Genomic DNA, 23,780 nt, shown 5'->3' with positions numbered 1-23,780 from the left:
ACGTCGCGGTGTGCAGGACCCCCTTTCCCGGCTCGCCCAGACACGGCTGTACCTGTGCACCGATGCGCGCCGCGAGCGCGGCGACCTGGCCGAGTTCGCCGACGCCGCGCTGGCCGGCGGAGTCGACATCATCCAGCTGCGCGACAAGGGTTCGCCAGGCGAGCGGCAGTTCGGCCCACTGGAAGCGCTCGACGAGCTGGCCGCCTGCGAGATCCTGGCCGACGCGGCCCGCCGGCACGGGGCGCTGTTCGCGGTCAACGACCGCGCCGACGTCGCCCGCGCTGCCGGAGCCGACGTCCTGCACCTCGGTCAGCGCGACCTGCCGCTGGACGTCGCGCGGGACATCGTCGGAACTACCACCTTGATCGGCCGATCCAGCCACGACGCCGGCGAGGCCGCGAAGGCGGCCGCTTCCGCGGCCGATTATTTCTGCGTCGGCCCCTGTTGGCCCACGCCCACCAAGCCGGGCCGTCCGGCGCCGGGCCTGGACCTGGTCCGTACCGCCGCGGCCCTGAAAACCGGCAAGCCGTGGTTCGCCATCGGCGGCATCGACCTGCAACGGCTGCCGGAAGTGCTCGCGGCCGGCGCTCGCCGCATCGTCGTGGTACGGGCCGTCACCGCCGCCGCCGATCCACGGGCGGCGGCCGCCGAACTCAGCGCGGCGCTTGCAGCAGCGCGCTGATCCGCCGGCTCAGCGGCGAATGCGCCAGGTCCGCGCCTCCCGGTGTGCACCAGAAGAACTCCGAGTCGATCTGCACGGTGCGTGGCAGATCGTGCCGCAACTCGTCGCCGTGATCCAGCGGCACGGTGGCCGGCGCGGTGCGCAGCCGGTCCCAGCTGGCGGCGAAGCCCGGATGCAGCGGCAACCCGGCCACCTCGTCCTCACCGACCCAGCGCAACTCGGCGCTCTCCCGGTTGGGCACGGTTTGCAGCAGCTCACCGGCGTCGGCGACCACGGTCGTGTAGCTCCACAGCGTCCCACCATTGCCGGCGACTTCCGCCGTGACGACCTTCGCCCGCACCGTCAGTCGCTCGGCGACCAGACCCGCTTCCTCCTGGGCTTCGCGCACCGCGGTCTGCTCCGGAGTCTCGTGACTGTCACGCGCGCCGCCCGGCAGACCCCAGGTACCGCCCTGATGACTCCACACCGCGCGGTGCTGCAGCAGGACCGCAGGCGTCCCGTCCGGCAACGGAGCCCGGAGCAACAGGCCGGCCGCGCCGTACCTTCCCCAGTAATGGGCGCCGCGCCCGGAGATCACCCACCCGTCGCCGTCGCCCTGCACGGATTCAGGATATGCACGCAAACCCGGTTAGGTAATTCGTCACGCCTCCCCCCATCCGCCGCGAGATGCTCTTAGAATTCGCTTATACGGGTTCGTAATATGGCCGAGATGAGGTCCGAGCAGACGTGACGGTTGAGCTGGCGCACCCGTCGACCGAGCCGATGGGGTCGCGCTCGCCCGCAGAACCGGCTCATCCCCGCTGGTGGTTCATCTCGACCACGCCGGGGCGCATCCTGACCATCGGCATCGTGCTGGCAGCCCTGGGTGTGTCGAGCGCGTTCGCCACCTCGACCACCATCAACCACCGCCAGCAGGTGCTGACTACCGTGCTCGACCACACCGAGCCGCTGTCGTTCGCGGCCGGACGGCTCTACACCACGCTGTCGGTGGCCGACGCCGCCGCTGCGACCGCGTTCATCGCCCAGACCGAACCGCGTGCCGTCCGGCTGCGCTACGAGCAGGCCATCACCGACGCCGCGGTGGCGGTGACCCGGGCATCCAGCGGGTTGACGGACGAACCGCTGGTGCAGCTGCTGGGCAGGATCAACGCAGAACTGGCCGTCTATACCGGGCTGGTGGAGATCGCCCGCACCAACAACCGGGCGGGCAATCCGGTCGGCTCGTCGTACCTGTCGGAGGCTTCCGGGCTGATGCAGTCCCGAATCCTGCCCGACGCCCAGCAGCTCTACCAGGCGACCTCGGCCCGGGTGGACAGCGAGACCACGGCGTCCACGCAGATCCCGGCCCCGGTGATCCTGGTCGTGACGACCACTGTGGCGTTCGGCGCGTTCGCCCACCGCTGGCTGGCCCGGCGCACGCGGCGGCGGGTCAATCCCGGGCTGGTCGTCGGCGGGCTCGGTATCCTCATCATGGTGGTCTGGGTGGGTACGGCACTGACGATCTCGACGACGGCCAGCCGCAGCGCCAAGGACACGGCGGCCGAGTCGCTGCGAACCGTCACCAATCTGGCCATCACCGCCCAGCAGGCCCGCGCCGACGAGACGCTGTCACTGATTCGCCGGGGCGACGAAGAGGTCCGCAAGCAGGCTTTCTACCAGCGCATCGACGCCATGCACCACCAGCTCGACGCGTACATGGCGCGCCGCGACGCCGTGGACAAGCCGGACCTGCAGGGAGCCGACCAGCTGCTGGTGCGCTGGCAGCAGGCCAACGACCGGATCAATGCCTACATCTCGGTCGGCAACTACCGGGCCGCCACCCAGGTTGCCCTCGGAAAAGGCGAGGACGACTCCACCCCGGCCTTCGACAAGCTCGACGAAGCCCTGACCAAAGCGATGGAGCAGAGCCGCAACCACCTGCGTAACGACGTCCTGAACGCCAAGCGAGGGCTGGCCGGCGCGCAGGTCGGCGCGGTGGTGCTGAGCCTGGGCGCGGCCATCGCCGTCGCGCTGGGCCTGTGGCCCCGGCTCAAGGAGTACCGGTGAGACCCCGGCGGATCGCTGCGCTGGTCGCCTCGGCGATCCTGCTGGCCGGCTGCGGGCACCCGGAGACGCTGAAGGTCGAGGTGACGCCGACGCTGCCACTGCCTACGCCCGTCGGCATGCAGGAACTGCCGATGGAAGCCGCGCTGCCGCCGGACAGCACCAGCCAGGACTGCAATCCGACCGCCAGCCTGCGCCCGTTCCCCAACAAGGCCGACGCGGACGCCGCGGTGGCCAACATCCGCACCCGGGGCCGGCTGATCGTCGGCCTGGACATCGGCAGCAACCTGTTCAGCTTCCGCGACCCGATCACCGGCGAGATCACCGGCTTCGACGTCGACATCGCCGGCGAGGTGGCCCGAGACATCTTCGGCGGACCCTCGCACGTCGAGTACCGCATCCTGTCGGCCGACGAGCGCATCACCGCGTTGCAGCGCTCGCAGGTCGACGTGGTCGTCAAGACCATGACCATCACCTGCGAGCGGCGCAAGCTGGTGAACTTCTCCACGGTTTACCTGGATGCGAACCAGCGCATCCTGGCCCCGCGGGACTCGCCGATCGCCAAGGTGGCCGACCTGTCCGGCAAGCGGGTCTGCGTGGCCCGCGGCACCACCTCGTTGCGCCGCATCCGCGAGATCACGCCGCCGGCGGTGATCGTGTCGGTGGTGAACTGGGCCGACTGCCTGGTGGCCATGCAGCAGCGCCAGATCGACGCCGTCAGCACCGACGACTCGATCCTGGCCGGGCTGGTGGAAGAGGATCCCTACCTGCACATCGTCGGCCCCAACATGGCCACCCAGCCCTACGGCATCGGCATCAACCTGGACAACACCGGACTGGTCCGGTTCGTCAACGGCACTCTGGAACGGATCCGCACCGACGGCACCTGGAACACGCTTTACCGCAAGTGGTTGACGGTTCTGGGTCCCGCCCCGTTGCCGCCCCAGCCGAGGTACGTGGACTGATGGGCAAGCCAACACAGGAAGATCAGCAAGAGGACCGGGAAGACCTGTTGGACGGGGACCCCGGCACCCAGGCGGCCGCCCCGCCGGAAGAAAACGCCCAGACCGGCGCGACCGCGACGACCGGCCGGCCGCAGGCCACCCAGGCGTTGTTCCGGCCGGATTTCGACGACGACGATGACGACGACTTCCAGATCTCGCTGGGCAGTATGGACACCCAGCCGCAGGACCGGATGTCGGTTGCCACCCGGGCGCTGCCGCCCGTCCGCCAGCTGGGCGGCGGCCTGGTGGAGATCCCGCGCACCCCCGACATCGACCCGCTCAAGGCGTTGATGAAGAACCCCGTGGTCCCGGAATCGAAGCGGTTCTGCTGGAACTGTGGACGGCCGGTCGGCCGGTCCGGCTCCGAGGGGAAGGGCAGCTCTGAGGGCTGGTGCCCCTACTGCGGCAGCCCGTATTCGTTTCTGCCGCAGCTGAATCCGGGCGACATCATCGCAGGCCAATACGAGGTCAAGGGCTGCATCGCGCACGGCGGCCTGGGCTGGGTCTACCTGGCGCTGGACCACAACGTCAACGACCGCCCAGTGGTGCTCAAGGGCCTGGTGCATTCCGGTGACGCCGAAGCCCAGGCGATCGCCATGGCCGAGCGCCAGTTCCTGGCCGAAGTGGTGCACCCGTCGATCGTGCAGATCTTCAACTTCGTCGAACACAGCGACAAGCACGGCGACCCGGTCGGCTACATCGTCATGGAGTACATCGGCGGGCAATCGCTCAAGCGGGGCCGCGGCGAGAACCTGCCGGTCGCCGAGGCCATCGCCTACATCCTGGAAATCCTTCCCGCACTGAGCTATCTGCACTCCATCGGCCTGGTCTACAACGACCTCAAGCCGGAGAACATCATGCTCACCGAGGAGCAGCTCAAGCTGATCGACCTCGGCGCGGTGTCGCGGATCAACTCGTTCGGCTACCTGTACGGCACCCCGGGTTATCAGGCGCCGGAGATCGTGCGCACCGGGCCTACCGTGGCCACCGACATCTACACGGTCGGACGCACGCTGGCCGCCCTGACCATGAGCCTGCGCACCCGCAACGGCCGCTATGTCGACGGGCTGCCCGACGGCGACCCGCTGCTGGCCCAGTACGACTCGTTCGCGCGGCTGTTGCGCCGCGCCATCGATCCCGATCCGCGGCGCCGGTTCACCAGCGCCGAGGAGATGTCCGGGCAGTTGATGGGCGTGCTGCGGGAAGTGGTGGCCCAGGACACCGGCATACCGCGGCCCGGGTTGTCGACGATCTTCAGTCCCAGCCGCTCGACGTTCGGGGTCGACCTGCTGGTCGCGCACACCGACGTGTACCTGGACGGCCAGGTGCATTCGGAGAAGCTGACTGCCAAGGAAATCGTCACCGCGCTGTCGGTGCCGCTGGTGGACCCGACCGATGTCGCCGCCCCGGTGCTGCAAGCTACGGTGCTCTCGCAGCCGGTGCAGACGCTGGACTCGTTGCGCGCGGCCCGCCACGGCTCGCTGGACGCCGAGGGCTTGGACCTCAGCGAGTCGGTGGAGCTGCCGCTGATGGAGGTGCGGGCCCTGCTCGATCTCGGGGACGTCAGCAAGGCCACCCGCAAACTCGAGGATCTCGCCGAACGGGTCGGTTGGCAGTGGCGGCTGGTCTGGTACCGGGGGGTGGCCGGACTGCTCACCGGCGATTACGAATCGGCGATCAAGCATTTCACCGAGGTGCTCGACACCTTCCCCGGCGAGCTGGCGCCCAAGCTCGCGCTGGCCGCAACGTGCGAACTGGCCGGCGAGCCGGACGAGCACAAGTACTACCAGACGGTGTGGGGCACCAACGACGGCGTGATCTCGGCCGCGTTCGGATTGGCCAGAGCGCGTTCGGCTCTGGGCGATCGCAGCGGGGCGGTGCAGACTTTGGACGAAGTACCGCCCACCTCAAGGCATTTCACCACGGCGCGACTGACCAGCGCGGTGACCCTGTTGTCCGGACGGTCGCAGAGTGAAATCACCGAGGAGCAGATCCGTGACGCCGCGCGCCGGGTGGAGGCCCTGCCTCCCACCGAGCCCCGGGTGTTGCAGATCCGCGCCCTGGTACTCGGCGGTGCGATGGACTGGCTGCAGGACAACGAAGCAAGCACCAACCACATCCTGGGGTTCCCGTTCACCGATCACGGGCTGCGACTGGGTGTGGAGGCCTCGCTGCGCAGTCTGGCGCGGGTGGCCCCCACCCAGCGACACCGCTACACCCTGGTCGACATGGCCAACCAGGTGCGGCCGACCAGCACCTTCTGACCTGTAGTCCACGCGCGCAACAGGATTGAGAAAATTTCCGGCGGGGGATCTTGCGTTCGCGCGACCTCGGTGGTAAATCAAATGTATGCCTCTTGGCATACATTTACTTCGTCTTTGACACCACATTAGGAGTTGGAGGTGGCGACGATGCTGATGCGAACCGATCCGTTCCGTGACTTCGACCGTTTCACCCGGCCGGTGTCGGGGACTGCGTCCCGGCCGTCGGTGATGCCGATGGACGCGTGGCGCGACGGCACGTCCTTTGTCGTGGAATTCGATCTGCCGGGCATCGATGCAGAATCCTTGGATCTGGACATCGAGCGCAACGTGGTCACGGTGCGTGCGGAACGTCCCGAAATCGATCCCGGCCGGGAGATGCTGGCCAGTGAACGCCCTCGCGGGGTGTTCAGCCGTCAGCTGGTGCTGGGCGACAATCTCGACACCGAAAAGATCGAGGCGTCCTATGACACGGGAGTGCTGACGCTGCGAATCCCGGTGGCCGAGAAGGCGAAGCCGCGCAAGATCGCGATCGGGCGGAGCAACGGACACCAGGTCATCAACGCCTGATCGGACGCGTGATGACCAGCCTGTTGACTCCGGCTGAGCTGGACCTGGACGCCCTGGACGCTGACGTCGCCGAATTGCTCGCCGAGGCGGAAGCCATCCTGCGTGCGGCCGTTGCCGCCGCCCGCAGGCCGCCCGCGCCGCCGGTGCGGGCCGGCGCTCTGCTCAGCGCCAGGCAGGGGCCGGCGCATCAGGTACGCGCCGTCCAGCGCAGCCCTCCGGCTTCCCCGCGCACACGGTCCCCACTGAGCAGTGAAAGGCAGGTGATGACATCACAACAGACCTAGCCGAGCGGCCCGCACCCCGGCCAAACGAGTGAGCGCGCTCTTCCCTCAAGCACGCCAGGCCTATTCAGGCGCTGAAGGCCGAGGCGGGCGCCGGCCGCGCTTTACCGCTTTCCCTGTCCATCGAGTGTGCGGCTACCGCCGAAATTCGGGTAGATTTCGGCGGTAGCCGCACTATCAAAGCAGCAGGCGCACAGTCAAACTCGGGAGCGGTCCGCGGCTGCCTCTTCGGCTTCTCGGACCTGACGTTGAGTGTGCGCCTACTGTCGAAATTCGCTCACATTTCCGCGGTAGACGCACTATTAAAGCAGTAGGCGCACAGTCAAACTCGCGATCGCTTCCCCGCCGTCTCAAGGGCAGCCCGGACCCGTCGCACAATGGTGGCTGGATGGTTCTCGGCGACCACCCGGACGATGATCCAGCCCATCCGTTCGAGCATCTCCAGACGCTGGATGTCTTTAGCGAATTGCCGGCGGTCGGTCCGATGCTGATCGCCGTCGTACTCGACCGCGACCATGGATTCCTGCCAACCCAGATCGAGGTAAGCAAGCGGAATACCGTCGGCCCCCAGCACCGGGATCTGCGTCTGCGGCCGGGGGAAGCCAGCGTCCATGAGCAGTAGCCGCAGGTAGCTCTCCCGCGGGGACTGGGCTCCGGCATCCACCAGCTCGAGCGCCGTCTCCAGCCGCCGCAATCCGGGCGTCCGTGGATGACACTCGATGCGGGCTAGCACGTCGTCAACCTTGAACCCCGTTGCGCGCGAGAGTGAGTCGAGCCGAGCCACCGCGGAACGCACCGCGCCATGCCGGCCGATGTCAAAAGCGGTGCGCTCGGGCGTGGTGACGGGCCGCCCGTCGATGACCTGGACTTCGCCGTCCAGTAACACCTCGCGTCGCGTCAACACTCCCTGGGGCGCCCTGGCATTGGCGTGCACCAGTTCGATCGGCACGTCGTCGGGGACCCACCTCGCGCCATGCAGGGCCGCCGCTGCCGCGCCCGCAATGGTGCCCCTACGGCGCGACCACAGCCAGGCCGCAACAGTGCGCTGGTGCAGTGACGGTTGCAGGCCTTTCGGTAGGTAGACATTCGGAAATACCGCGCGGTACTGCTTGCGCAGCTGATGCCAGTTGAGGGCACCGGACGCCAACGCCTCACTGCCGACGAAGGGTGCATCGTTCACGGAGCGCACAATTGCATGACAACAGCCTGCGGCGCTTACCCCCATCCACAGCCACACTCAGCGAAAACATAGGTTTGCGCGCGACAGTGGTGCACTATGGCCGGGCAGTCGCCTCAGTGGATCATGACGGCCCGTGTCCTGCGCAGGTGCGGGTTCGGAGCCACCGGCGCCGAAATCGACGCGGTGGTGGGCCGTGATTGGCCCAGCTACGTGGAGGCCGCCCTGGCCGCCGATCCCGACGCGGACCGCGGCGCACTGGCCACCCCGATGCCGTCGCTGCCGCCCCCGCAACCGCCCGGCAGGGGCGCGACGACGGCGGCACGCACGCAGTACCGCCGCCACCTCGCCGAACAGAACGACGAACTCACCCGATGGTGGCTGCGCCGCATGGTGGCCGCCGAGCTGCCTCTGCATGAGAAGCTGACGTTGTTGTGGCACAACCACTTTGCCACTTCCGCACAGAAAGTCAGGATCGCCGCGCAGATGGCGGCGCAGAACCAGAAGCTGCGCACCCTGAAGCTGGGCGACTTCCGCACGCTGGCGTACGCGATGCTCACCGACGCCGCGATGCTGCGCTGGCTGGACGGACAGCTCAACACCGCCAAAGCCCCCAACGAAAACCTGGCCCGCGAGTTCATGGAGTTGTTCACCCTCGGCCACAACAACGGGTACACCGAGGACGACGTCCGTGCCGGCGCCCGCGCCCTGACCGGATGGACGATCAACGACGGCCGGGCGGTGCTGGTGTCCCGCCGCCGCGACCCGGGATCCAAGACCCTGTTCGGCGTCACCGATGACTACGACGCCGCCGGATTCTGCGATGCGGTCCTGGCCCGGCCCGGTGCTGCGGCCCATGTTGCCGGGCGCCTGTGGCAGCAATTGGTGTCCGACGAACCGCCCTCCCCGCCGGCCCTTGAGCGCATTGTCGCCGCCTACGGCCCCCGGCGCGACCTCAAGGCGCTGACCCGGGCCATCCTCACCGACGACGAGTTCACCGGTGGCCACGCAACGGTGGTCAACACTCCCGTGGAGTGGCTGGTCGGGGTGATCCGCGCGCTCCGCCCTGCCGAGCAGCACGACAAGCTGGTCGAGACCACCCTCAAGGCGCTGGGCCAGCGCCCGTTCTTCCCCACCGACGTCAACGGCTGGCCGCACGGCCAGGTGTGGTTGTCCACCGCGTCGGCCACCACGCGGTTGCGCACCGCCGCCAGGCTCGCCCGGTCAGCGGACCTGTCGACGATCGACAGCACCGGCCCCGGACAGCGGATCGACGCGGTCGGATACCTGATCGGCGTGGGCGCGTGGACAGACCGCACGGTCGAAGCCCTGCAACCCCTGGTGCGCCAGCCGCAGCGGCTGGTGACCGCAGCCGTCAACACACCGGAGTACCTGACCTCATGAACCGCCGCAAGTTCCTGATCGCCGGCGCCGGGGTGGGCGCGGCCGGCCTGTTGTCCGGCGCGTTGGCGGTCGACTGGGACGACCTGCTGCGGGCCGCGCAGGACCGCCCGCTCGCCGCGGGCGACGGGGTGCTGGTGATCGTCACCCTGTACGGCGGCAACGACGGTATCAACACGCTGATTCCCTACGCCGACAACGCCTATCACGACGCTCGCCCGGAACTGGCCTACGCTCCCGACGACGTCTTGCACCTCGACGACCACCTCGGGTTGAACCCCGCGATGCGCGGCCTGAGTCAATTGTGGAACGATCGGCGACTCGCGATCGTGCGCGGCGCCGGGTATCCCAAGCCCGATCACAGCCACTTCCGGTCCATGGACATCTGGCAGACCGCTTCGCCGGACGCACCGGTGCCGACCGGATGGATCGGGCGCTGGCTGGACGCCACCAGTGACGATCCGCTGCGCGCGGTCAACGTCGGCAGTGTGCTGCCACTGCTCGCGGTCGGCGAAAGGCAGACAGCCGCAGCGCTTTCCACGACACAGATACCGTCTGCTCGCTCGGACCTGTTCCGGGCGACGATCGAAGCCCTGGGTGTGGACGACCCCACCGATACCCCGGCCATGGCCGCGGTACGCCAGTCCTATCGCGCCGCGCAGTCGACGGACGCCGCGTTCAAGAACGTGACAGGCACCGAGTCGCCCAACGCCCTGGCCAGTCGGCTGAGCGTGGTGGCTGCCGCCATCAAGGCCCGGGTTCCGACCCGGGTCTACCTGGCTCACCTGGGCGGCTTCGACACCCACGCCAACGAACGCGGCACCCAGCAGCGACTGCTGCAGACCTTCGACGAAGCCGTCACCGGATTCCTGCAGCAGGTGGCCGGCGCCAACGTCGTGGTTCTGGCCTACTCGGAGTTCGGTCGCCGCGTTGCGGCCAACGCGTCGCAAGGAACGGACCACGGCACCGCCGGACCGGTGTTCGTCGCCGGCGTGCCGGTCAAGGGCGGGTTCTACGGCGAGGAACCGAGCCTCACCGACCTCGACCACGGAGACCTGAAGTACACCACGGACTTTCGCGACATCTACCACGAGCTGCTGGTACGCACGCTACGCACCGACCCCACCCCGTCGGTCGGCGCCGGCCGCAGCAGCCTCGGTTTTCTATAGCAGGCTGGCGCAGTCGCGGGCGATGGCCAGTTCCTCGTTGGTCGGCACCACCAGCACGGCGATGGGCGACCGGTCACTCGAGATCCGGCGCGCACCGGAAGCCGCCGCGGCATTGCGGTCTTCGTCCAGCTCGATACCCAGCTCCCCCAGGCCCGCCAACGCATCCCGGCGCACGGCCGCGTCGTGCTCACCGATTCCGGCGGTGAAGCTGACCACGTCGGTGTGCCCGAGCACCGCCAGGTAGGCGCCGATGTACTTGCGCAGCCGGTGGATGAACACGTCGTAAGCCAATTGCGCTGCGGCATCGCCTGATTCGATCATGCTTCGCAGCCGCCGGAAGTCCCGCTCGCCGGACAGGCCGAGCACCCCGGACCGCTTGTTCAGCATCGACTCGATCTCGTCGACGTCCATCTTTGCGGTCCGCCACAGGTAGCTGAAGACACCGGCATCGATGTCACCGCTGCGGGTGCCCATGACCAGGCCCTCCAAAGGAGTGAGGCCCATCGATGTCTCGACCGGGCGGCCGCCGGCGACCGCGGACGCCGAGGCGCCGTTGCCCAGGTGCAGCACGATCTGATTCAGCTCCGCCGAGGGACGGCCCAGGAAGGCCGCCGCCTGACCGCTGACGTATTCGTGCGAGGTGCCGTGAAATCCGTACCGGCGGATCTGCCATTTATCGGCCAGGTCGCGGTCGATGGCGTATGTCGCCGCCGCGGCGGGCAGGTGGTGGAAGAACGCGGTGTCGAACACCGCGATGTGCGGCACCCCGGGCAGCAGCTTGCGCGCCACCTCGATGCCCTGCACGGCGGGTGGATTGTGCAGCGGGGCCAGCGGCGAAAGCTCGTCGAGCTCGCGGACCACCTCGTCGTTCAGCAGAGTGGGACGGTGAAAGCGGTTGCCGCCGTGCACTACCCGGTGTCCCACCGCCGCCAGCCCGCAGTGCTGCAGGTCGATGCCGTCATCGTTCAGCATCTCGAAAGCGCGACGCAGCGCCGCCTCGTGGTCGGGTACCGACGACGACGGCTCCCCGATCTGTTCGACGGTGCCACCGGCCCGCGAGGCGCCGGAATCGGGGTCTATGAGCTGGAATTTCAGCGACGACGATCCGGAATTGATCACCAGCACCGAACGGTCACTCATGCGTGCCCTGTGCCTGAATCGCGGTGATGGCAACGGTGTTCACGATGTCCTCGACCAGCGCGCCCCGGGACAGGTCGTTGACCGGTTTGCGCAAACCCTGCAGCACCGGGCCCACCGCGATGGCGCCCGCCGAACGCTGCACCGCCTTATAGGTGTTGTTGCCGGTGTTCAGGTCGGGAAATATCAGCACGGTGGCGCGGCCGGCCACCGGCGAGTCGCGCATCTTGGTGGCCGCGACCGACGGGTCGACCGCGGCGTCGTACTGGATCGGTCCCTCGACCAGCAGCTGCGGGTCCCGGGAACGCACCAGTTCGGTTGCCTTCCTGACTTTTTCGACGTCGGCACCGGAACCCGAGTCGCCCGTCGAGTAGGACAGCATGGCCACCCGGGGGTCGATGCCGAACTGGGCGGCCGTGCGCGCCGAGGAGATCGCGATGTCGGCAAGCTGTTCGGTCGTCGGGTTGGGGATGATGGCGCAGTCACCGTAGGCCAGCACCCGGTCCGGCAGGCACATCAGGAAGATGCTGGACACCGTGGAGACGTCGGGGACCGTACGGATGATCTCCAGCGCCGGGCGCACGGTGTGCGCGGTGGTGTGCACGGCGCCGGACACCATCCCGTCGACTTTGCCGTTGTACACCAGCATGGTGCCGAAATACGTTGCGTCGTTCATGATCTCACGGGCGTGCTCGAGCGTGACGCCCTTGGCCTTGCGCAGCTCCGCGTATTGCTGCGCGAATTGTTCGTGCAGGTCGCTGGTCCGCGGGTCGATCACCGTCGCTTCGTCGAGGCTGACACCGAGTTCCGCTGCCCGGGAACGTACTTGAGGTTCGTCGCCCAGGATGGTCAGGTCGGCGACAGAGCGCTGCAGCAGACGCCCGGCCGAGCGCAGGATCCGGTCGTCCTCGCCTTCGGGTAACACGATGTGTTTGCGGTCCGCCCGGGCCCGCTCCTGCAACTGGTGAGTGAACATCTGCGGCGTGGTGACGTTCGGGATCGGGATGGTGAGCTGTTCGAGCAGGTCGTCGATGTCGACGTGCCGGTCCATCAGTTGCAGCGCCGTGTCGATCTTGCGTTGCGAGGACGCGGTGACCCGGCCCCGGGCCGTGGCCGCCGCGCTGGCCGTGTCGTAGGTGCCCAGCGTGGTGGCGATGATGGGCAACCGCAGCCGCAGCCCGGCAACCAGGGCGGCGATCGACGGGTGCAGGTCGAAGCCGCCGTTGAGCACCAGACACGATAGCGACGGAAACCCCTCTGCCGCATGGGCACTGGCAACGGCCAGCACCACGTCCGAACGGTCGCCCGGGGTGATCACCGCCATGCCGTCACGCAGTCGCTCGAGGCAGTGGTCGGCAGTCATGCCCGCGACCATCACGCCCATCACCTCGCGCTGGGCCAGTTGCTCGTCACCACGGATCGGTGTTCCGTTGACCGCGGTGGTCAGTTCGGCGACCGTCGGTGCGGCGAGCAGCGGCTCCTCGGGCAGCACGTAGGCCCGTGGGGTGAACTTGCGCAACGCGTCCGCGACGGCCTGCATCTCGCCGGGCTCGCAGCGGTTGGCGACGACGGCCGCGGTATGGGCCCGCTGCGCGGACAGTTCGGCCAGACATACCTCCACGACGCTGGCGACCTCGCCGGGAGTGCGGCCCTTGCCACGCACCGTCAGCAGCACCGGCGCGCCGAGGTTGACCGCGATCCGCGCGTTCACCGACAGCTCGGCCGGACTGGTGACGTCGGTGTAGTCGCTGCCGACGATCACCACTGCGTCACAGTGCTCGGCCACCGCGTGGTACGCATCGACGATGCCGGCTATCGCGGCGTCGCTGTCGTCGTGCAGTTGCTGGTAGGTGACCCCGACGCACTGCTCGTACGTCAGCCCGGCCGTGGAGTGCTCGAGCAACAGTTCCAGGATGTAGTCACGATCCTCACCGTGACGCGTAATGGGCCGGAACACACCGACTTTGGCGACCGTGGCCGCCAGCCGGTGCATCAGCCCCAGCGCGATCGTCGACTTACCGGTCTCCGATTCGGGCGCCGCGATGTAGATGCTGGAGGCGGGCACCGTCAGCCGAGCCGCCGCAACCGCGGCGCCAGGTCTTTCTCGAACAGCTCCAGGAACCGTCGCTGGTCGTGCCCGGGCGCGTGGAACACCAGGTGGTTGAGGCCCCACGTGACGTACTGCCTGACCTTTTCCACGGCTTCGTCCGGGTCGGAGGCGACGATCCAGCGCTTGGCGATCTGCTCGATGGGCAGCGCGTCGGCCGCCTTCTCCATCTCGATCGGGTCGTCGATACTGTGCTTCTGCTCGGCGCTCAGCGACAGCGGCGCCCAGAACCGGGTGTTCTCCAGCGCCAGGTCGGGGTCGGTGTCGTAGGAGATCTTGATTTCGATCATCCTGTCGATGTCGTCGATGTTGCGCTCGTTGATGGCGGCGCCTTCTTTGACCGCAGGGATCAGCTTCTCGGTGTACAGCTCCTCTCCCTTGCCGGAGGTGCAGATGAAGCCGTCACCGGCGCGGCCGGCGTACTTGGCCACCGCGGGACCACCGGCGGCGATGTACACCGGCACGCCGCCCTCGGGCACGTCGTAGATCGAGGCGCCCTTGGTGCGGTAGTACTCGCCGTCGAAGTCGACGCGGTCACCGCGCCACAACTCGCGCATCAGCCGCACCGACTCGCGCAGTCGGGCAAAACGCTCCTTGAAGTCCGGCCAATCGCCCTCGTAGCCGGTGGCGATCTCGTTCAGCGCCTCACCGGTGCCGACGCCCAGGAACACCCGGCCCGGGTACAGACAGGCCATCGTGGCGAAGGCCTGCGCGATGACGGCGGGGTTGTACCGGAAGGTCGGGGTGAGCACCGAGGTGCCCAGCTGCAGTCTTTCGGTGCGTTCGCCGACCGCGGTCATCCACGCGAGGGAAAACGGTGCGTGCCCGCCCTTGTGCCGCCAGGGCTGGAAGTGATCGCTGACGGTGGCGCTGTCCATGCCGTGTCCTTCGGCCAGGACGGCGAGTTCGACGAGCTCGCGCGGTGCGAATTGTTCAGCGGACGCCTTGTACCCAAGTTTCAGTTCAGCCACCAGTCTTTTCTACTCCCCCCAGCTCCTAGGCTGATGGGCATGTCCGGTCAGACACAGCTTGTTCAGATAACCGACACGGTTCACCTCGCACACGGCCCGGCGGTCAACTGGACGCTGGTCACCGACGAAACCGGCGTCATGCTGATCGACGCCGGCTATCCGGGCGACCGCGAAGAGGTGCTGGCCTCGCTGCGCAAGCTCGGTTACGGGCCGGGCGACGTGCGCGCCATCCTGCTCACCCACGCCCATATCGACCACCTGGGCACCGCGATCTGGTTCGCCGCCGAGCACGGCACACCGGTCTACTGCCACGCCGACGAGGTGGGCCACGCCAAGCGCGACTATCTGGAACAGGTCGCGATTCACGATCTGGCACTGCGCCTCTGGCGCCCGCGCTGGGCCGTGTGGACAGTGCACGTGGTGCGCAGCGGCGGCCTCATCCGCGACGGGATACCGAGCACCCGGCCGCTGACACCGGACATCGCCGCCGGGCTGCCCGGTAACCCGCAGCCCGTGTTCAGTCCCGGTCACACCAACGGCCACTGCTCATATCTGGTGGACGGGGTCCTGGCCAGTGGCGACGCCCTGATCACCGGCCACCCGCTGATCCGCCAGGACGGGCCGCAGCTGCTGCCCGCGATTTTCAGCTACAGCCAGCAGGATTGCATCCGAACACTGTCGGTGCTGTCGCAGGTGGAAACCGAGGTGCTGGCCCCCGGCCACGGCCCGTTGTGGCGCGGCCCGATCCGCGAAGCCACCGATGCGGCCCTGCGCAAGGCGGGGGCTTTGTGACGCTCGCGAAGTCGATCACGCTGTTCGTGCTCGCCGCGCTGTTCGAGATCGGCGGCGCGTGGCTGGTCTGGCAAGGGGTGCGTGAGCACCGCGGCTGGCTGTGGGCCGGTCTGGGCGTCCTCGCGCTCGGCGCCTACGGTTTTGTGGCCACCCTGCAGCCCGACGCCCATTTCGGCCGGATCCTGGCCGCCTACGGCGGGGTGTTCGTCGCCGGATCGCTGTTGTGGGGCATGGTTTTCGACGGATTCCGGCCCGACCGCTGGGACATCATCGGCGCGGCGGTCTGCCTGGCGGGCGTCGCGGTGATCATGTACGTACCGCGCTCAGGAGGCTAGGCCGAGGTTCTCCCGCAGCGTCTCACCCGGGTATCCGGAACGAAAAGCGCCGCGCTCCTGCAACAGCGGGACCACCCGGTCGACGAACTCATCGAGGCCGTGCGGTGTCAGGTGCGGCACCAGGATGAACCCGTCGCACGCGTCGGCCTGCACGTATCGGTCGATCTCGTCGGCGATGTGGGCCGCGGTGCCGACGAACTGCTCCCGGCTGGTCACCGCGATCACCAACTCGCGGATCGACAGGTTCTCCGCCTGCGACCGCTCCCGCCAACGCCGCGCCAGCGCGACCGGGTCACCATGACGCACCCGCCCCTGGGTGATGTCGCTGTCGACGACCGGTTCGATCTCGGGCAGCGGGCCGTCCGGGTCGTAGTCGGAAAGCTCACGGCCCCATACCTGTTCCAGCATGCCGATGGCGGTCGCCCCGCTGACCTGCTGGCGGCGGATGTGATGCGCCTTGTCTTCGGCTTCGTCGGCGGTGTCCCCGATGACGAAGGTGGCCGCTGGAAAAACTTTGAGCCGGTTGGGATCCCGGCCATAAGACTGTGCCCGGCTCTTGACGTCGGCGTAGTAGCGCCGACCGTCCTCGAGCGAACCGTGCAGGGTGAACAGGGCGTCGGCAAACCGGGCGCCGAAATTGCGGCCCTCGTCGGAGTCGCCCGCCTGCAGCAAAATCGGATGGCCCTGCGGGCCCGCCGGTAGCGTCGCGAAACCCGTCACGTCGAAGTGTGAACCGGTGAACGCAACGCGCCCGATCCCGTCCGGATTCACGTAAACACCATCCTTGCGCACCACCGCATCCGGCGCCCAGCTGTCCCAGAACTTCTGCGCCACGGTGACGAACTCTTCGGCCCGCCGGTAACGGTCGGTATGGGCGAGGAAGCCACCCCTGCGGAAGTTGGCACCGGTGAAGGCATCCGAGGAGGTGACGATGTTCCAGCCGGCGCGACCGTCCGACAGGTGATCCAGCGTCGCGAATTGCCTTGCCACTTCGAACGGTTCGTTGAAGGTGGTGTTGATGGTGCCGGTCAGGCCGATGCGGTCGGTGGCGCCGGCCAGTGCCGCCAGCACGGTGAAGGTATCCGGCCGGCCCACCACGTCCAGGTCGTGAATGTGGCCGCGGTGTTCGCGCAGCCGCAATCCTTCGGCCAGAAAGAAGAAGTCGAACAAACCGCGTTCGGCGGTGCGCGCCAGGTGCACGAACGACTCGAACTCGATCTGGCTGCCCGCGCCCGGGTCCGCCCACACCGTGGTGTTGTTGACGCCCGGGAAGTGGACCGCGAGATGAATCGGCTTGCGACTCACGGGGTCAGCCCCCACCGCTGTGCGATCAGCTCGTGCGAGCGCAACCGGTCGGAGTGACTGTGGGTGACGGAGGTGACGACCAGTTCGTCGGCTCCGCTGAGCCGCTGCAACGCGTCCAACCGCTCGGCGACCTCGTCCGGGTTGCCGACGAATTGTGTTGCGAGACGATCTTTTACCAAATCATATTGCTCGTCGGCGAGCGGCCCGCAGTCATCCGGCGCCGGATAGGGCATGGCGCCCACGCCGGTTCGGATCGAGTAGACCCAGTGACCGTACCCGGCGGCCAGACGCTGAGCGGTCTCCGTGTCGTCGGCGACCACGATGTCGGCCGACACCACCACATAGGGCTCGTTGAGGGCAGCGGACGGCACGAACGTGTCGCGGTACGCCTCGATGGCCTCCAATGCGGTGGCCGGCGTGATGTGATAACTCGCGACGAACGGCAACCCCAAAGCTCCGGCGACCCGCGCGCTCTGCCCCCTGGTGCTGCCAAAGATCCACGGCCGCAACCCACTTCCCTCGCCGGGCACGGCGTGCACGTCGAAGCCGCCGGCGCGATAGCTGCCGTCCAGCAGGGCGAGGATGTCGTTGACCTGCTCGGCGAAGTCCGGCGATACCGCCTCGGGCTGTTGCAGGATCTCCATGGTGGCCGCCAGCCGTTCCAGATCGAGCATCCCGCGCAGGTCGAACGGGGTCGGAATCACCACTCCGTCCACCTCGTGCCAGACGCGTGGTGGCCGTGGCGTACGGGGCTTTTTCGGCTTGCCCTCCTCGGAGCGACGCTGCCCGGAGCGGCCCACACCGAGGTCGATGCGTCCGGGATAGAACGCGTCGAGCATGCCGAAGTTCTCGACGACGGCGACGGCGGTCGTGTACCCCAGTTGCACCGCTGCCGCGCCCACCCGAATCGTGTTGGTAGCGGCCGCGATCTGGCCGATCAGCAGGGCGGGCGACGAACTGGCGACGCCCACGAAGTGATGTTCGGCGATCCAGTAGCGGCGGTAGCCCCACCGCTCGGCGTGCCGCGCCAGGTCGATGGTGTTGTGCAGTGCGGTGGTCGCGGTGCTGCCCGCGCTGATCGGCGAAAGGTCCAGAATCGACAAGGGAATCATCGGCTCACCGCCGTATACCGGTTGACCGCTACCGGCAGCCCGAGTCGTTCGCGCAGCGTTTCGCCGTCGCGGTACTCGGAGCGGAACTCGCCAGCGCGCTGCAGCAGCGGCACCACCTCGTCCACGATCGCCGGCAGGTCGGTGGCGTGCACGGCGGGACGCAGCCGGACCCCGTCGGCGCCCGCGCGCTGCCACTGCAGCAGCATGTCCACCAGGTCGGCCGGAGTGCCGCCCCAGACCAGCGTGTCGGAGGTGAAGTCCGTTTCACCGTGGAACGAAACCACGATGTCGGCAAAGACTTTCAGATGGTCGCCGATCCCGCGCACCTCGTCCACGAGCTTCTCCACAGACGAATCGGTGGGAGTGACGAAGACGATGTCGGCAGTATCGGCCGCGAACTCGTAGACCGGCGTGGCGTGGGCCAGCACCGCGATCACCGGCTGACCCTGTGGCGGCCGGGGTGTGATCGACGGCCCTTTGACGGAGAAGAACGGTCCGGTGAAATCGATGTAGTGCAGCTTGTCGCGGTCGATGAAGCGGCCGGTGGCGACGTCACGGATCACCGCGTCGTCCTCCCAGCTGTCCCACAACCTGCGCACCACCTCGACGTAGTCCCGGGCCTCGGGGAACAACTCCTCGGGCCGCACGGTACGCCTGCCGAACAGCGCCGCTTCGTGCGTGGTGACGCTGACCCGGGGTTGCCAGCCGGCCCGGCCGTGCGAGACATAGTCAAGGGTGGCAATGGCTTTGGAGATGTGGAACGGCTCGGTATGGGTGACGGTGGCCACCGGGATCAGCCCGATGTGCCGGGTGGCCGGGGCGATGCGGGCGGCAACCAGCACGGCGTCTGCACGCCCGGCCAGCCGCTTCGGATCGATGCGCTCGCGGCGCCCGGGTTGCGGCATGAGCGAGTCGTCGATGGTCAGAAAATCGAGTAGGCCGCGTTCGGCTGTGACCGCCAGCTCCGCCCAGTACTTTCCGCTGAGCACCGAGCGGGTTTCCTCCGCCAGCGTCCAGGCCTGGGTGTGCCAGCCGTATCCGTCCAGCGCGACCCCGAGTTTCATCCGAGCGCCTTCAGGAACGCGATCGGGAACACCGGCCCCTGCGACGGCAGCGGCTCGGACAACCGGGTGTATCCGGTCGATTCGTAAAGCTTCTCGGCCTCGGGCTGACGGTCTCCGGTGATGAGGTACACCCTGGTGTAACCGCGATCGGCGATCTCCGATTCCAGCGCGGCCAGCAGTGCCCTGGCGTAGCCGCGGCGGCGGTGTTCGCGGTGTGTCCAGACTCGCTTGAGCTCGGCGGTCTCGGCGTCGAAGCGACAGAACGCGCCACCGGTCACCGGTCTGCCGTCCTGAACGCCGATCAGCATCCCGCCGTCCGGAGGCGAGAATTCGCCCTCTGGGCCATCGACGAGCCACTCGGCGATCCGTTGAGGATCAGCACCGTAGCGTTGCGCGTACTCCTGGGCCAGCTCGGCCAGCAGCGGCGCGGCCAGCGGGTCGTCCAGGGCGGTCGGCACGAAGCGCAGCTCACCCGTCACCGGTCACCCAACGTCGCGGTGACGTAGCGGGGGGTGACGGCCAGGTCGTGCCGGCTGATCCGCCGGCGCCCCGCCAGACCGACGGTGGACAGCAGCTCGACCAGGGTCCGCTCGGCGGTCCGCCAGCCGTGCGCCTCGAGATTCTCGGGGAGAGAAACGAATTCGGCGGAATAGGTCAATTTCGCCAGGTCGATGTCCAGGCCCTCCTGACGCCAGCCTTCGATGAAGGCCCGGCCCTCCTGCAACTGCACGTCGGTCCACGGCATGTGGTCGGCGGCGAACCGGCTACCCGCGGCGCTGGACACGCTCAGCTGATGCAGCAGCCGATCCTGCGCATCCGGCGGCAGGTAACCGATCAACAGGTTCTCGGCGATCCAGACAGTGGGTTGGGCGGGGTCGAATCCGACCCGTCGCAGTGCCGTCATCCAGTCGTCGCGCAGGTCGACTCCCACGGCGCAGCGATGCACGGTCAGCTTTCCGCCCAACTCCCGCAGTACCTGCGCTTTGAAATCCATCACCCCCGGTTGGTCGCACTCGTACACCGTCGTCCCGGGCGGCCACCACAACCGGTAAGCCCTGGTGTCCAATCCGCAGCCGAGATTGACCGCTTGGCGGATGCCCGCTCGCGCGGCTCTGGTCAGGTACTCGTCCAGGAACCGGCCGTGCACGGCAAGGATGTTGAGCATTCCGTACATGACGGGGTCACCACCGCCGTCAGCCGCGTACTGCTCATCCTCGATCACGCGGGTGAAGTACTCCACCCCTGCGGCGCGCACCAGCGGTTCGGCGAACGGATCGTTGATCAGCCCCTTGTTGGTTCCCACCGCCCTGGCGACCGCACCGAACGTCGCCGTCATGCCGACACCGGTGGCCGGGTCCCAGGTGTCGCCGTCGGTGCGTACCATTTCGTCCGGCCGTCAGCCGTCCGAACCGTGTCGGTGCGCGCGTGCCGAGAGGGCTGTGACGGCCGCCCGCCAGCCGAGCAGGAACGCGGCGGTCACCGTCGAGGCCACCACCACGAAGGCCCACGCCACACTGGCTGAACTGGCCTTGCGCAGCAGCATCCCGACCACCACCGTCGATACCCAGACGATCACCCCGGTGGGCACCACGGCCGTCGGGCGACGCCAGCCGCGCGATATGAGCCAGCCCAGCGCCGTGCCGCTCAGAAACGGCCACGCCGTGGTCGCCACCCCGCCGACGCTGATGCCTTCGTCGTGGCTGCGCCGCCCCAGGGCACAGAAGATCAGCACGGCCACCACGTCCATCCCGAGCCACGCCAGCCCCCGCCGCGGTTGCATGCAGCGAGACTACCGGGCGGGGGCAGGATTGACCCATGAGCACCGATACCCCTGCCCCTGCATTCGACCCTTTTGACCCGCTGGGACTGGACGCATCGCTGTCCAGCGACGAGATCGCCGTGCGGGACACGGTCCGGGCGTTCTGCGCTGAGCAGGTGATTCCGCACGTCGGCCAGTGGTTCGAGGACGGCGACCTGCCGGTGGCCCGCGAACTGGCCAAGCAGTTCGGCGAACTGGGCCTGCTGGGCATGCATCTGGAGGGCTACGGCTGCGGCGGTGCGTCCGCGGTCCACTACGGCCTGGCCTGTCTGGAGCTGGAGGCCGCCGACTCCGGCATCCGGTCGTTGGTGTCGGTGCAAGGGTCGCTGGCGATGTTCGCGATCTGGAACAACGGGTCGGAGGAGCAGAAGCAGCGTTGGTTGCCCGGGATGGCGGCCGGTGAGCTGATCGGTTGCTTCGGGTTGACCGAACCGGACGCGGGATCGGATCCGGCCGCGATGAAAACGCGGGCACGACGCGACGGGTCGGATTGGGTGCTGAACGGGCGCAAATTGTGGATCACCAACGGCTCGATCGCCGACGTCGCGGTGGTGTGGGCCGCGACCGAAGAGGGGGTCCGCGGCTTCATCGTCCCGACCGACACACCGGGGTTCTCCGCCAACACCATTCACCACAAGCTGTCGCTACGGGCGTCTATCACCAGCGAGTTGGTGCTGGACGACGTCCGGTTGCCCGACGAGGCGCTGTTGCCGGGCGCCGTAGGCCTCAAGGGGCCGCTGGCCTGTCTCTCGGAGGCGCGTTACGGCATTGTCTGGGGCTCCATGGGTGCGGCGCGCTCGGCCTGGCAGTCCGCGCTGGAGTACGCGAGCCAGCGCACCCAGTTCGGACGCCCGATCGCCGGTTTCCAGTTGACCCAGGCCAAGCTGGTCGACATGGCGGTCGAACTGCACAAGGGTCAGTTGCTGTCGCTGCACCTGGGCCGCCTCAAGGACACCGTGGGGCTGCGCCCGGACCAGGTGAGCTTCGGCAAGCTCAACAACACCCGAGAGGCCATCGAGATCTGCCGGACCGCGCGAACGATATTGGGCGGCAATGGAATATCGCTGGAATACCCGGTGATCCGGCACATGGTCAACCTGGAGTCGGTATTGACGTATGAAGGCACCCCGGAAATGCACCAGCTGGTCCTCGGTCAGGCTTTCACCGGCATAGCCGCATTTCGGTGATACGACGCATCGGCCCACATACACTTGCCGCGTGAACCTCAGCAAAGCCATTGTCGGTCTGGCGACAGCCCCTGTCCGGGCCGGCGTCGCGGTGGCCGACGCCGGACTCGCCGTTGCGGCCATCGCGCTCGGGAGTGTGAAGCAGTCTCTGGGCGAGGAAGACCCGAAGACGGTAGACCCGATTACCGATCTATTTCCGTTGCGCGGGGCGCTCATTGGCGCAAACAGGGTCGCCGAGCTCACCGAGAACGACCGGGCGATGGGACGCGCACTGGTCCGCGGCGGGCCGGCGGACAAGCTGATGCGCCCGGGTGGGGTTGTCGACCTGTTGACGGCGCCCGGTGGGTTACTCGATCGGGTGTCCGTTGAAGGCAGCGCGCTCGAGCGGATCCTGGAGCCCGGTGGGCTCGCTGATCGGCTGCTCGCCAAGGACGGGCCGCTGGAGCGGATTCTCGCCGAGGACGGGATCATCGAGCGGATGTTTGCCCAGGACGGCATCATCGACAAGCTCCTGGTCAAGAATGGACCGCTCGAGCAATTCACCGAGGCCGCCGAGATCCTGAGTCGGCTGGCGCCCGCCGTGGAGACGTTGACGCCCACTGCTGACACCCTCGAGTCGGCGGTGGACAGCCTCAACAGGATGATCAACTCGCTGAGCGGCATCACGGAACGCATTCCGCGGCGGCGGTCGACGCGGACCGCTGTGCGCACGAAACGCACTGTGGAACAGGATGCCATCGAGCAATGAAAGTTCTTGCACGCCTTGCGTTGATCGCTACCCTGTCGCTGTCCCTGGCGCCGACAGCAGCGGCTGACCCCGCCGGCGGGCTGCCTCCGATGACCTCCACCGGCAGCGGGCCTGTCATAGGGGGAGGCGGCGGTAGTTCGAGTGCGATCGCGCAGCAGCTGTTCAGCTTCCACGACCCGAACGTGCAGGAGGTCGACGGGTCCGACGCCGCGCAATTCATCAGTGCCGCAGCCGCCATCACCAATCGCGACCTGGCCACCGTCTTCCAGCCATTGCAGCGGGCACTGGGATGCCAGGCCAATGGAGCCGGCTTCGGGGCGCGCGCCTATCGTCGGGCGGACGGGCAATGGGGCGGCGGCATGCTGGTGATCGCCAAGAGCGGCGTTTCCGACCTCGATGCCCTCACCGCATGCGCCAAGTCCAGTTGGCGTCGGGCGACCATGGGCACGCCGACGTCGATGTGCAACAGCGGATGGAGTTATCCGCCATACAGTTTCACCCACAAGGGTGAGGGCTATTTCGTCCTGCTGGCCGGGACGAACTCGGACTTCTGCAATCCTCCGAACAACAACTTCCGGAGCACCGCAAGCTCCTGGCCCACCTAGAAGGGTGGGG

24 protein-coding genes are annotated in these 23,780 nt (G+C 67.9%); 13 read left to right on the top strand and 11 right to left on the bottom strand.

Annotation, left to right across the window (positions count from 1 at the left end; all coding sequences use genetic code 11):
• Positions 1-10 precede the first annotated feature (10 nt).
• Positions 11-682 carry a thiamine phosphate synthase gene (gene thiE / locus AO501_RS25775; protein WP_055580419.1) on the top strand — a complete coding sequence of 224 codons (672 nt, stop codon included), beginning with the start codon at positions 11-13 and terminating at the stop codon, positions 680-682.
• Here thiE and AO501_RS25770 read toward each other — a convergent pair.
• Positions 654-1,283 (bottom strand): NUDIX hydrolase, encoded by a 630-nt coding sequence (locus tag AO501_RS25770; RefSeq protein ID WP_055580418.1) that lies wholly within the window; start codon positions 1,281-1,283, stop codon positions 654-656. The genes thiE and AO501_RS25770 overlap by 29 nt on opposite strands.
• A 125-nt stretch (positions 1,284-1,408) precedes the next feature.
• Between AO501_RS25770 and glnX the strand changes: the two genes are divergently transcribed.
• The 5 genes from glnX to AO501_RS25745 all read left to right on the top strand — a co-directional run bounded on the left by glnX (position 1,409) and on the right by AO501_RS25745 (position 6,844).
• Positions 1,409-2,728, top strand: coding sequence for a protein kinase G-activating protein GlnX (glnX, locus tag AO501_RS25765; RefSeq protein WP_055580417.1), 1,320 nt, complete (start codon positions 1,409-1,411; stop codon positions 2,726-2,728).
• Complete coding sequence (locus tag AO501_RS25760; protein ID WP_197419950.1) at positions 2,725-3,690, top strand: glutamate ABC transporter substrate-binding protein; 966 nt, start codon at positions 2,725-2,727, stop codon at positions 3,688-3,690. The genes glnX and AO501_RS25760 overlap by 4 nt, the downstream gene beginning before the upstream one ends.
• On the top strand, positions 3,690-5,993 hold the full coding sequence (locus AO501_RS25755; RefSeq protein WP_055580415.1) for a serine/threonine-protein kinase PknG: 2,304 nt from the start codon (positions 3,690-3,692) through the stop codon (positions 5,991-5,993). The genes AO501_RS25760 and AO501_RS25755 overlap by 1 nt, the downstream gene beginning before the upstream one ends.
• Before the next feature lie 147 nt (positions 5,994-6,140).
• A complete protein-coding gene (locus AO501_RS25750) occupies positions 6,141-6,560 on the top strand; it encodes an Hsp20/alpha crystallin family protein (RefSeq protein ID WP_055580436.1) in 420 nt (139 codons plus the stop codon).
• A gap of 11 nt (positions 6,561-6,571) precedes the next feature.
• On the top strand, positions 6,572-6,844 hold the full coding sequence (locus AO501_RS25745; RefSeq protein WP_055580414.1) for a hypothetical protein: 273 nt from the start codon (positions 6,572-6,574) through the stop codon (positions 6,842-6,844).
• A gap of 319 nt (positions 6,845-7,163) precedes the next feature.
• Here the strand turns inward: AO501_RS25745 and AO501_RS25740 are convergent, their stop codons facing one another.
• Entirely contained in the window at positions 7,164-8,066 is a 903-nt protein-coding gene (locus AO501_RS25740) for a hypothetical protein (RefSeq protein WP_156452786.1), read from the bottom strand.
• A gap of 51 nt (positions 8,067-8,117) precedes the next feature.
• Here AO501_RS25740 and AO501_RS25735 point away from each other — a divergent pair, with 51 nt between their 5' ends.
• Both AO501_RS25735 and AO501_RS25730 read left to right on the top strand, forming a co-directional pair.
• Positions 8,118-9,422 (top strand): DUF1800 domain-containing protein, encoded by a 1,305-nt coding sequence (locus AO501_RS25735; protein ID WP_055580412.1) that lies wholly within the window; start codon positions 8,118-8,120, stop codon positions 9,420-9,422.
• Positions 9,419-10,588, top strand: a complete 1,170-nt coding sequence (locus tag AO501_RS25730) for a DUF1501 domain-containing protein (protein ID WP_055580411.1) — start codon at positions 9,419-9,421, stop codon at positions 10,586-10,588. Before AO501_RS25735 ends, AO501_RS25730 begins: the two co-directional genes overlap by 4 nt.
• Here the strand turns inward: AO501_RS25730 and AO501_RS25725 are convergent.
• From AO501_RS25725 to fgd, 3 genes are read right to left on the bottom strand one after another with little or no spacing between them, the layout of a single operon-like run.
• Positions 10,583-11,728, bottom strand: a complete 1,146-nt coding sequence (locus AO501_RS25725) for an acetate kinase (protein ID WP_055580410.1) — start codon at positions 11,726-11,728, stop codon at positions 10,583-10,585. The two genes, AO501_RS25730 and AO501_RS25725, sit on opposite strands and share 6 nt — an antisense overlap.
• Entirely contained in the window at positions 11,721-13,790 is a 2,070-nt protein-coding gene (gene pta, locus AO501_RS25720) for a phosphate acetyltransferase (RefSeq protein ID WP_156452785.1), read from the bottom strand. Before pta ends, AO501_RS25725 begins: the two co-directional genes overlap by 8 nt.
• A gap of 2 nt (positions 13,791-13,792) precedes the next feature.
• Complete coding sequence (gene fgd, locus AO501_RS25715) at positions 13,793-14,803, bottom strand: glucose-6-phosphate dehydrogenase (coenzyme-F420) (protein ID WP_055580409.1); 1,011 nt, start codon at positions 14,801-14,803, stop codon at positions 13,793-13,795.
• Between the two features lie 39 nt (positions 14,804-14,842).
• Here fgd and AO501_RS25710 point away from each other — a divergent pair, with 39 nt between their 5' ends.
• Positions 14,843-15,595: an MBL fold metallo-hydrolase gene (locus tag AO501_RS25710; protein WP_055580434.1), complete on the top strand. Its 753-nt coding sequence runs from the start codon at positions 14,843-14,845 to the stop codon at positions 15,593-15,595.
• A complete protein-coding gene (locus AO501_RS25705; protein WP_055580408.1) occupies positions 15,592-15,930 on the top strand; it encodes a YnfA family protein in 339 nt (112 codons plus the stop codon). The genes AO501_RS25710 and AO501_RS25705 overlap by 4 nt, the downstream gene beginning before the upstream one ends.
• On the opposite strand, the gene AO501_RS25700 is transcribed toward AO501_RS25705, so the two are convergent.
• The 6 genes from AO501_RS25700 to AO501_RS25675 are packed head-to-tail and all read right to left on the bottom strand — an operon-like array spanning position 15,919 to position 21,191.
• Positions 15,919-17,235, bottom strand: a complete 1,317-nt coding sequence (locus AO501_RS25700) for an NtaA/DmoA family FMN-dependent monooxygenase (RefSeq protein WP_055580407.1) — start codon at positions 17,233-17,235, stop codon at positions 15,919-15,921. The two genes, AO501_RS25705 and AO501_RS25700, sit on opposite strands and share 12 nt — an antisense overlap.
• The gene (locus AO501_RS25695; RefSeq protein WP_055580406.1) at positions 17,232-18,347 is read right to left on the bottom strand and encodes an LLM class flavin-dependent oxidoreductase; all 1,116 of its coding nucleotides are present in this window, start codon (positions 18,345-18,347) and stop codon (positions 17,232-17,234) included. Before AO501_RS25695 ends, AO501_RS25700 begins: the two co-directional genes overlap by 4 nt.
• Positions 18,344-19,411 (bottom strand): LLM class flavin-dependent oxidoreductase, encoded by a 1,068-nt coding sequence (locus tag AO501_RS25690; RefSeq protein ID WP_055580405.1) that lies wholly within the window; start codon positions 19,409-19,411, stop codon positions 18,344-18,346. Before AO501_RS25690 ends, AO501_RS25695 begins: the two co-directional genes overlap by 4 nt.
• Complete coding sequence (locus tag AO501_RS25685) at positions 19,408-19,890, bottom strand: GNAT family N-acetyltransferase (protein WP_055580404.1); 483 nt, start codon at positions 19,888-19,890, stop codon at positions 19,408-19,410. The genes AO501_RS25690 and AO501_RS25685 overlap by 4 nt, the downstream gene beginning before the upstream one ends.
• Positions 19,887-20,795, bottom strand: coding sequence for an SAM-dependent methyltransferase (locus AO501_RS25680; RefSeq protein ID WP_055580403.1), 909 nt, complete (start codon positions 20,793-20,795; stop codon positions 19,887-19,889). Before AO501_RS25680 ends, AO501_RS25685 begins: the two co-directional genes overlap by 4 nt.
• 12 nt (positions 20,796-20,807) lie before the next feature.
• Positions 20,808-21,191: a DUF3054 domain-containing protein gene (locus AO501_RS25675; RefSeq protein WP_055580402.1), complete on the bottom strand. Its 384-nt coding sequence runs from the start codon at positions 21,189-21,191 to the stop codon at positions 20,808-20,810.
• 35 nt (positions 21,192-21,226) lie between these two features.
• On the opposite strand from AO501_RS25675, the gene AO501_RS25670 reads away from it, so the two are divergent.
• From AO501_RS25670 to AO501_RS25660, 3 genes are read left to right on the top strand one after another with little or no spacing between them, the layout of a single operon-like run.
• On the top strand, positions 21,227-22,417 hold the full coding sequence (locus AO501_RS25670; RefSeq protein ID WP_055580401.1) for an acyl-CoA dehydrogenase: 1,191 nt from the start codon (positions 21,227-21,229) through the stop codon (positions 22,415-22,417).
• A 31-nt stretch (positions 22,418-22,448) separates the two neighbouring features.
• Positions 22,449-23,165, top strand: a complete 717-nt coding sequence (locus AO501_RS25665; RefSeq protein WP_055580400.1) for a hypothetical protein — start codon at positions 22,449-22,451, stop codon at positions 23,163-23,165.
• Complete coding sequence (locus AO501_RS25660) at positions 23,162-23,770, top strand: hypothetical protein (protein WP_055580399.1); 609 nt, start codon at positions 23,162-23,164, stop codon at positions 23,768-23,770. The genes AO501_RS25665 and AO501_RS25660 overlap by 4 nt, the downstream gene beginning before the upstream one ends.
• Positions 23,771-23,780: the final 10 nt, after the last annotated feature.

The organism is Mycobacterium gordonae (assembly GCF_001417955.2).
Lineage (GTDB): Bacteria > Actinomycetota > Actinomycetes > Mycobacteriales > Mycobacteriaceae > Mycobacterium > Mycobacterium gordonae_B.
The sequence above is the reverse complement of the archived record's forward strand: the minus strand, read 5'-3'. Positions and strand labels throughout refer to the sequence as shown.

Coding starts and splice junctions, on each gene's coding strand:
- AO501_RS25755 (WP_055580415.1), top strand. CDS start 3,690: ATGGGCAAGCCAACACAGGAAGATCAGCAAGAGGACCGGGAAGACCTG.
- AO501_RS25750 (WP_055580436.1), top strand. CDS start 6,141: ATGCTGATGCGAACCGATCCGTTCCGTGACTTCGACCGTTTCACCCGG.
- AO501_RS25745 (WP_055580414.1), top strand. CDS start 6,572: ATGACCAGCCTGTTGACTCCGGCTGAGCTGGACCTGGACGCCCTGGAC.
- AO501_RS25740 (WP_156452786.1), bottom strand. CDS start 8,066: ATGGGGGTAAGCGCCGCAGGCTGTTGTCATGCAATTGTGCGCTCCGTG.
- AO501_RS25735 (WP_055580412.1), top strand. CDS start 8,118: ATGGCCGGGCAGTCGCCTCAGTGGATCATGACGGCCCGTGTCCTGCGC.
- AO501_RS25730 (WP_055580411.1), top strand. CDS start 9,419: ATGAACCGCCGCAAGTTCCTGATCGCCGGCGCCGGGGTGGGCGCGGCC.
- AO501_RS25725 (WP_055580410.1), bottom strand. CDS start 11,728: ATGAGTGACCGTTCGGTGCTGGTGATCAATTCCGGATCGTCGTCGCTG.
- AO501_RS25710 (WP_055580434.1), top strand. CDS start 14,843: ATGTCCGGTCAGACACAGCTTGTTCAGATAACCGACACGGTTCACCTC.
- AO501_RS25695 (WP_055580406.1), bottom strand. CDS start 18,347: ATGATTCCCTTGTCGATTCTGGACCTTTCGCCGATCAGCGCGGGCAGC.
- AO501_RS25690 (WP_055580405.1), bottom strand. CDS start 19,411: ATGAAACTCGGGGTCGCGCTGGACGGATACGGCTGGCACACCCAGGCC.
- AO501_RS25680 (WP_055580403.1), bottom strand. CDS start 20,795: ATGGTACGCACCGACGGCGACACCTGGGACCCGGCCACCGGTGTCGGC.
- AO501_RS25675 (WP_055580402.1), bottom strand. CDS start 21,191: ATGCAACCGCGGCGGGGGCTGGCGTGGCTCGGGATGGACGTGGTGGCC.
- AO501_RS25670 (WP_055580401.1), top strand. CDS start 21,227: ATGAGCACCGATACCCCTGCCCCTGCATTCGACCCTTTTGACCCGCTG.
- AO501_RS25660 (WP_055580399.1), top strand. CDS start 23,162: ATGAAAGTTCTTGCACGCCTTGCGTTGATCGCTACCCTGTCGCTGTCC.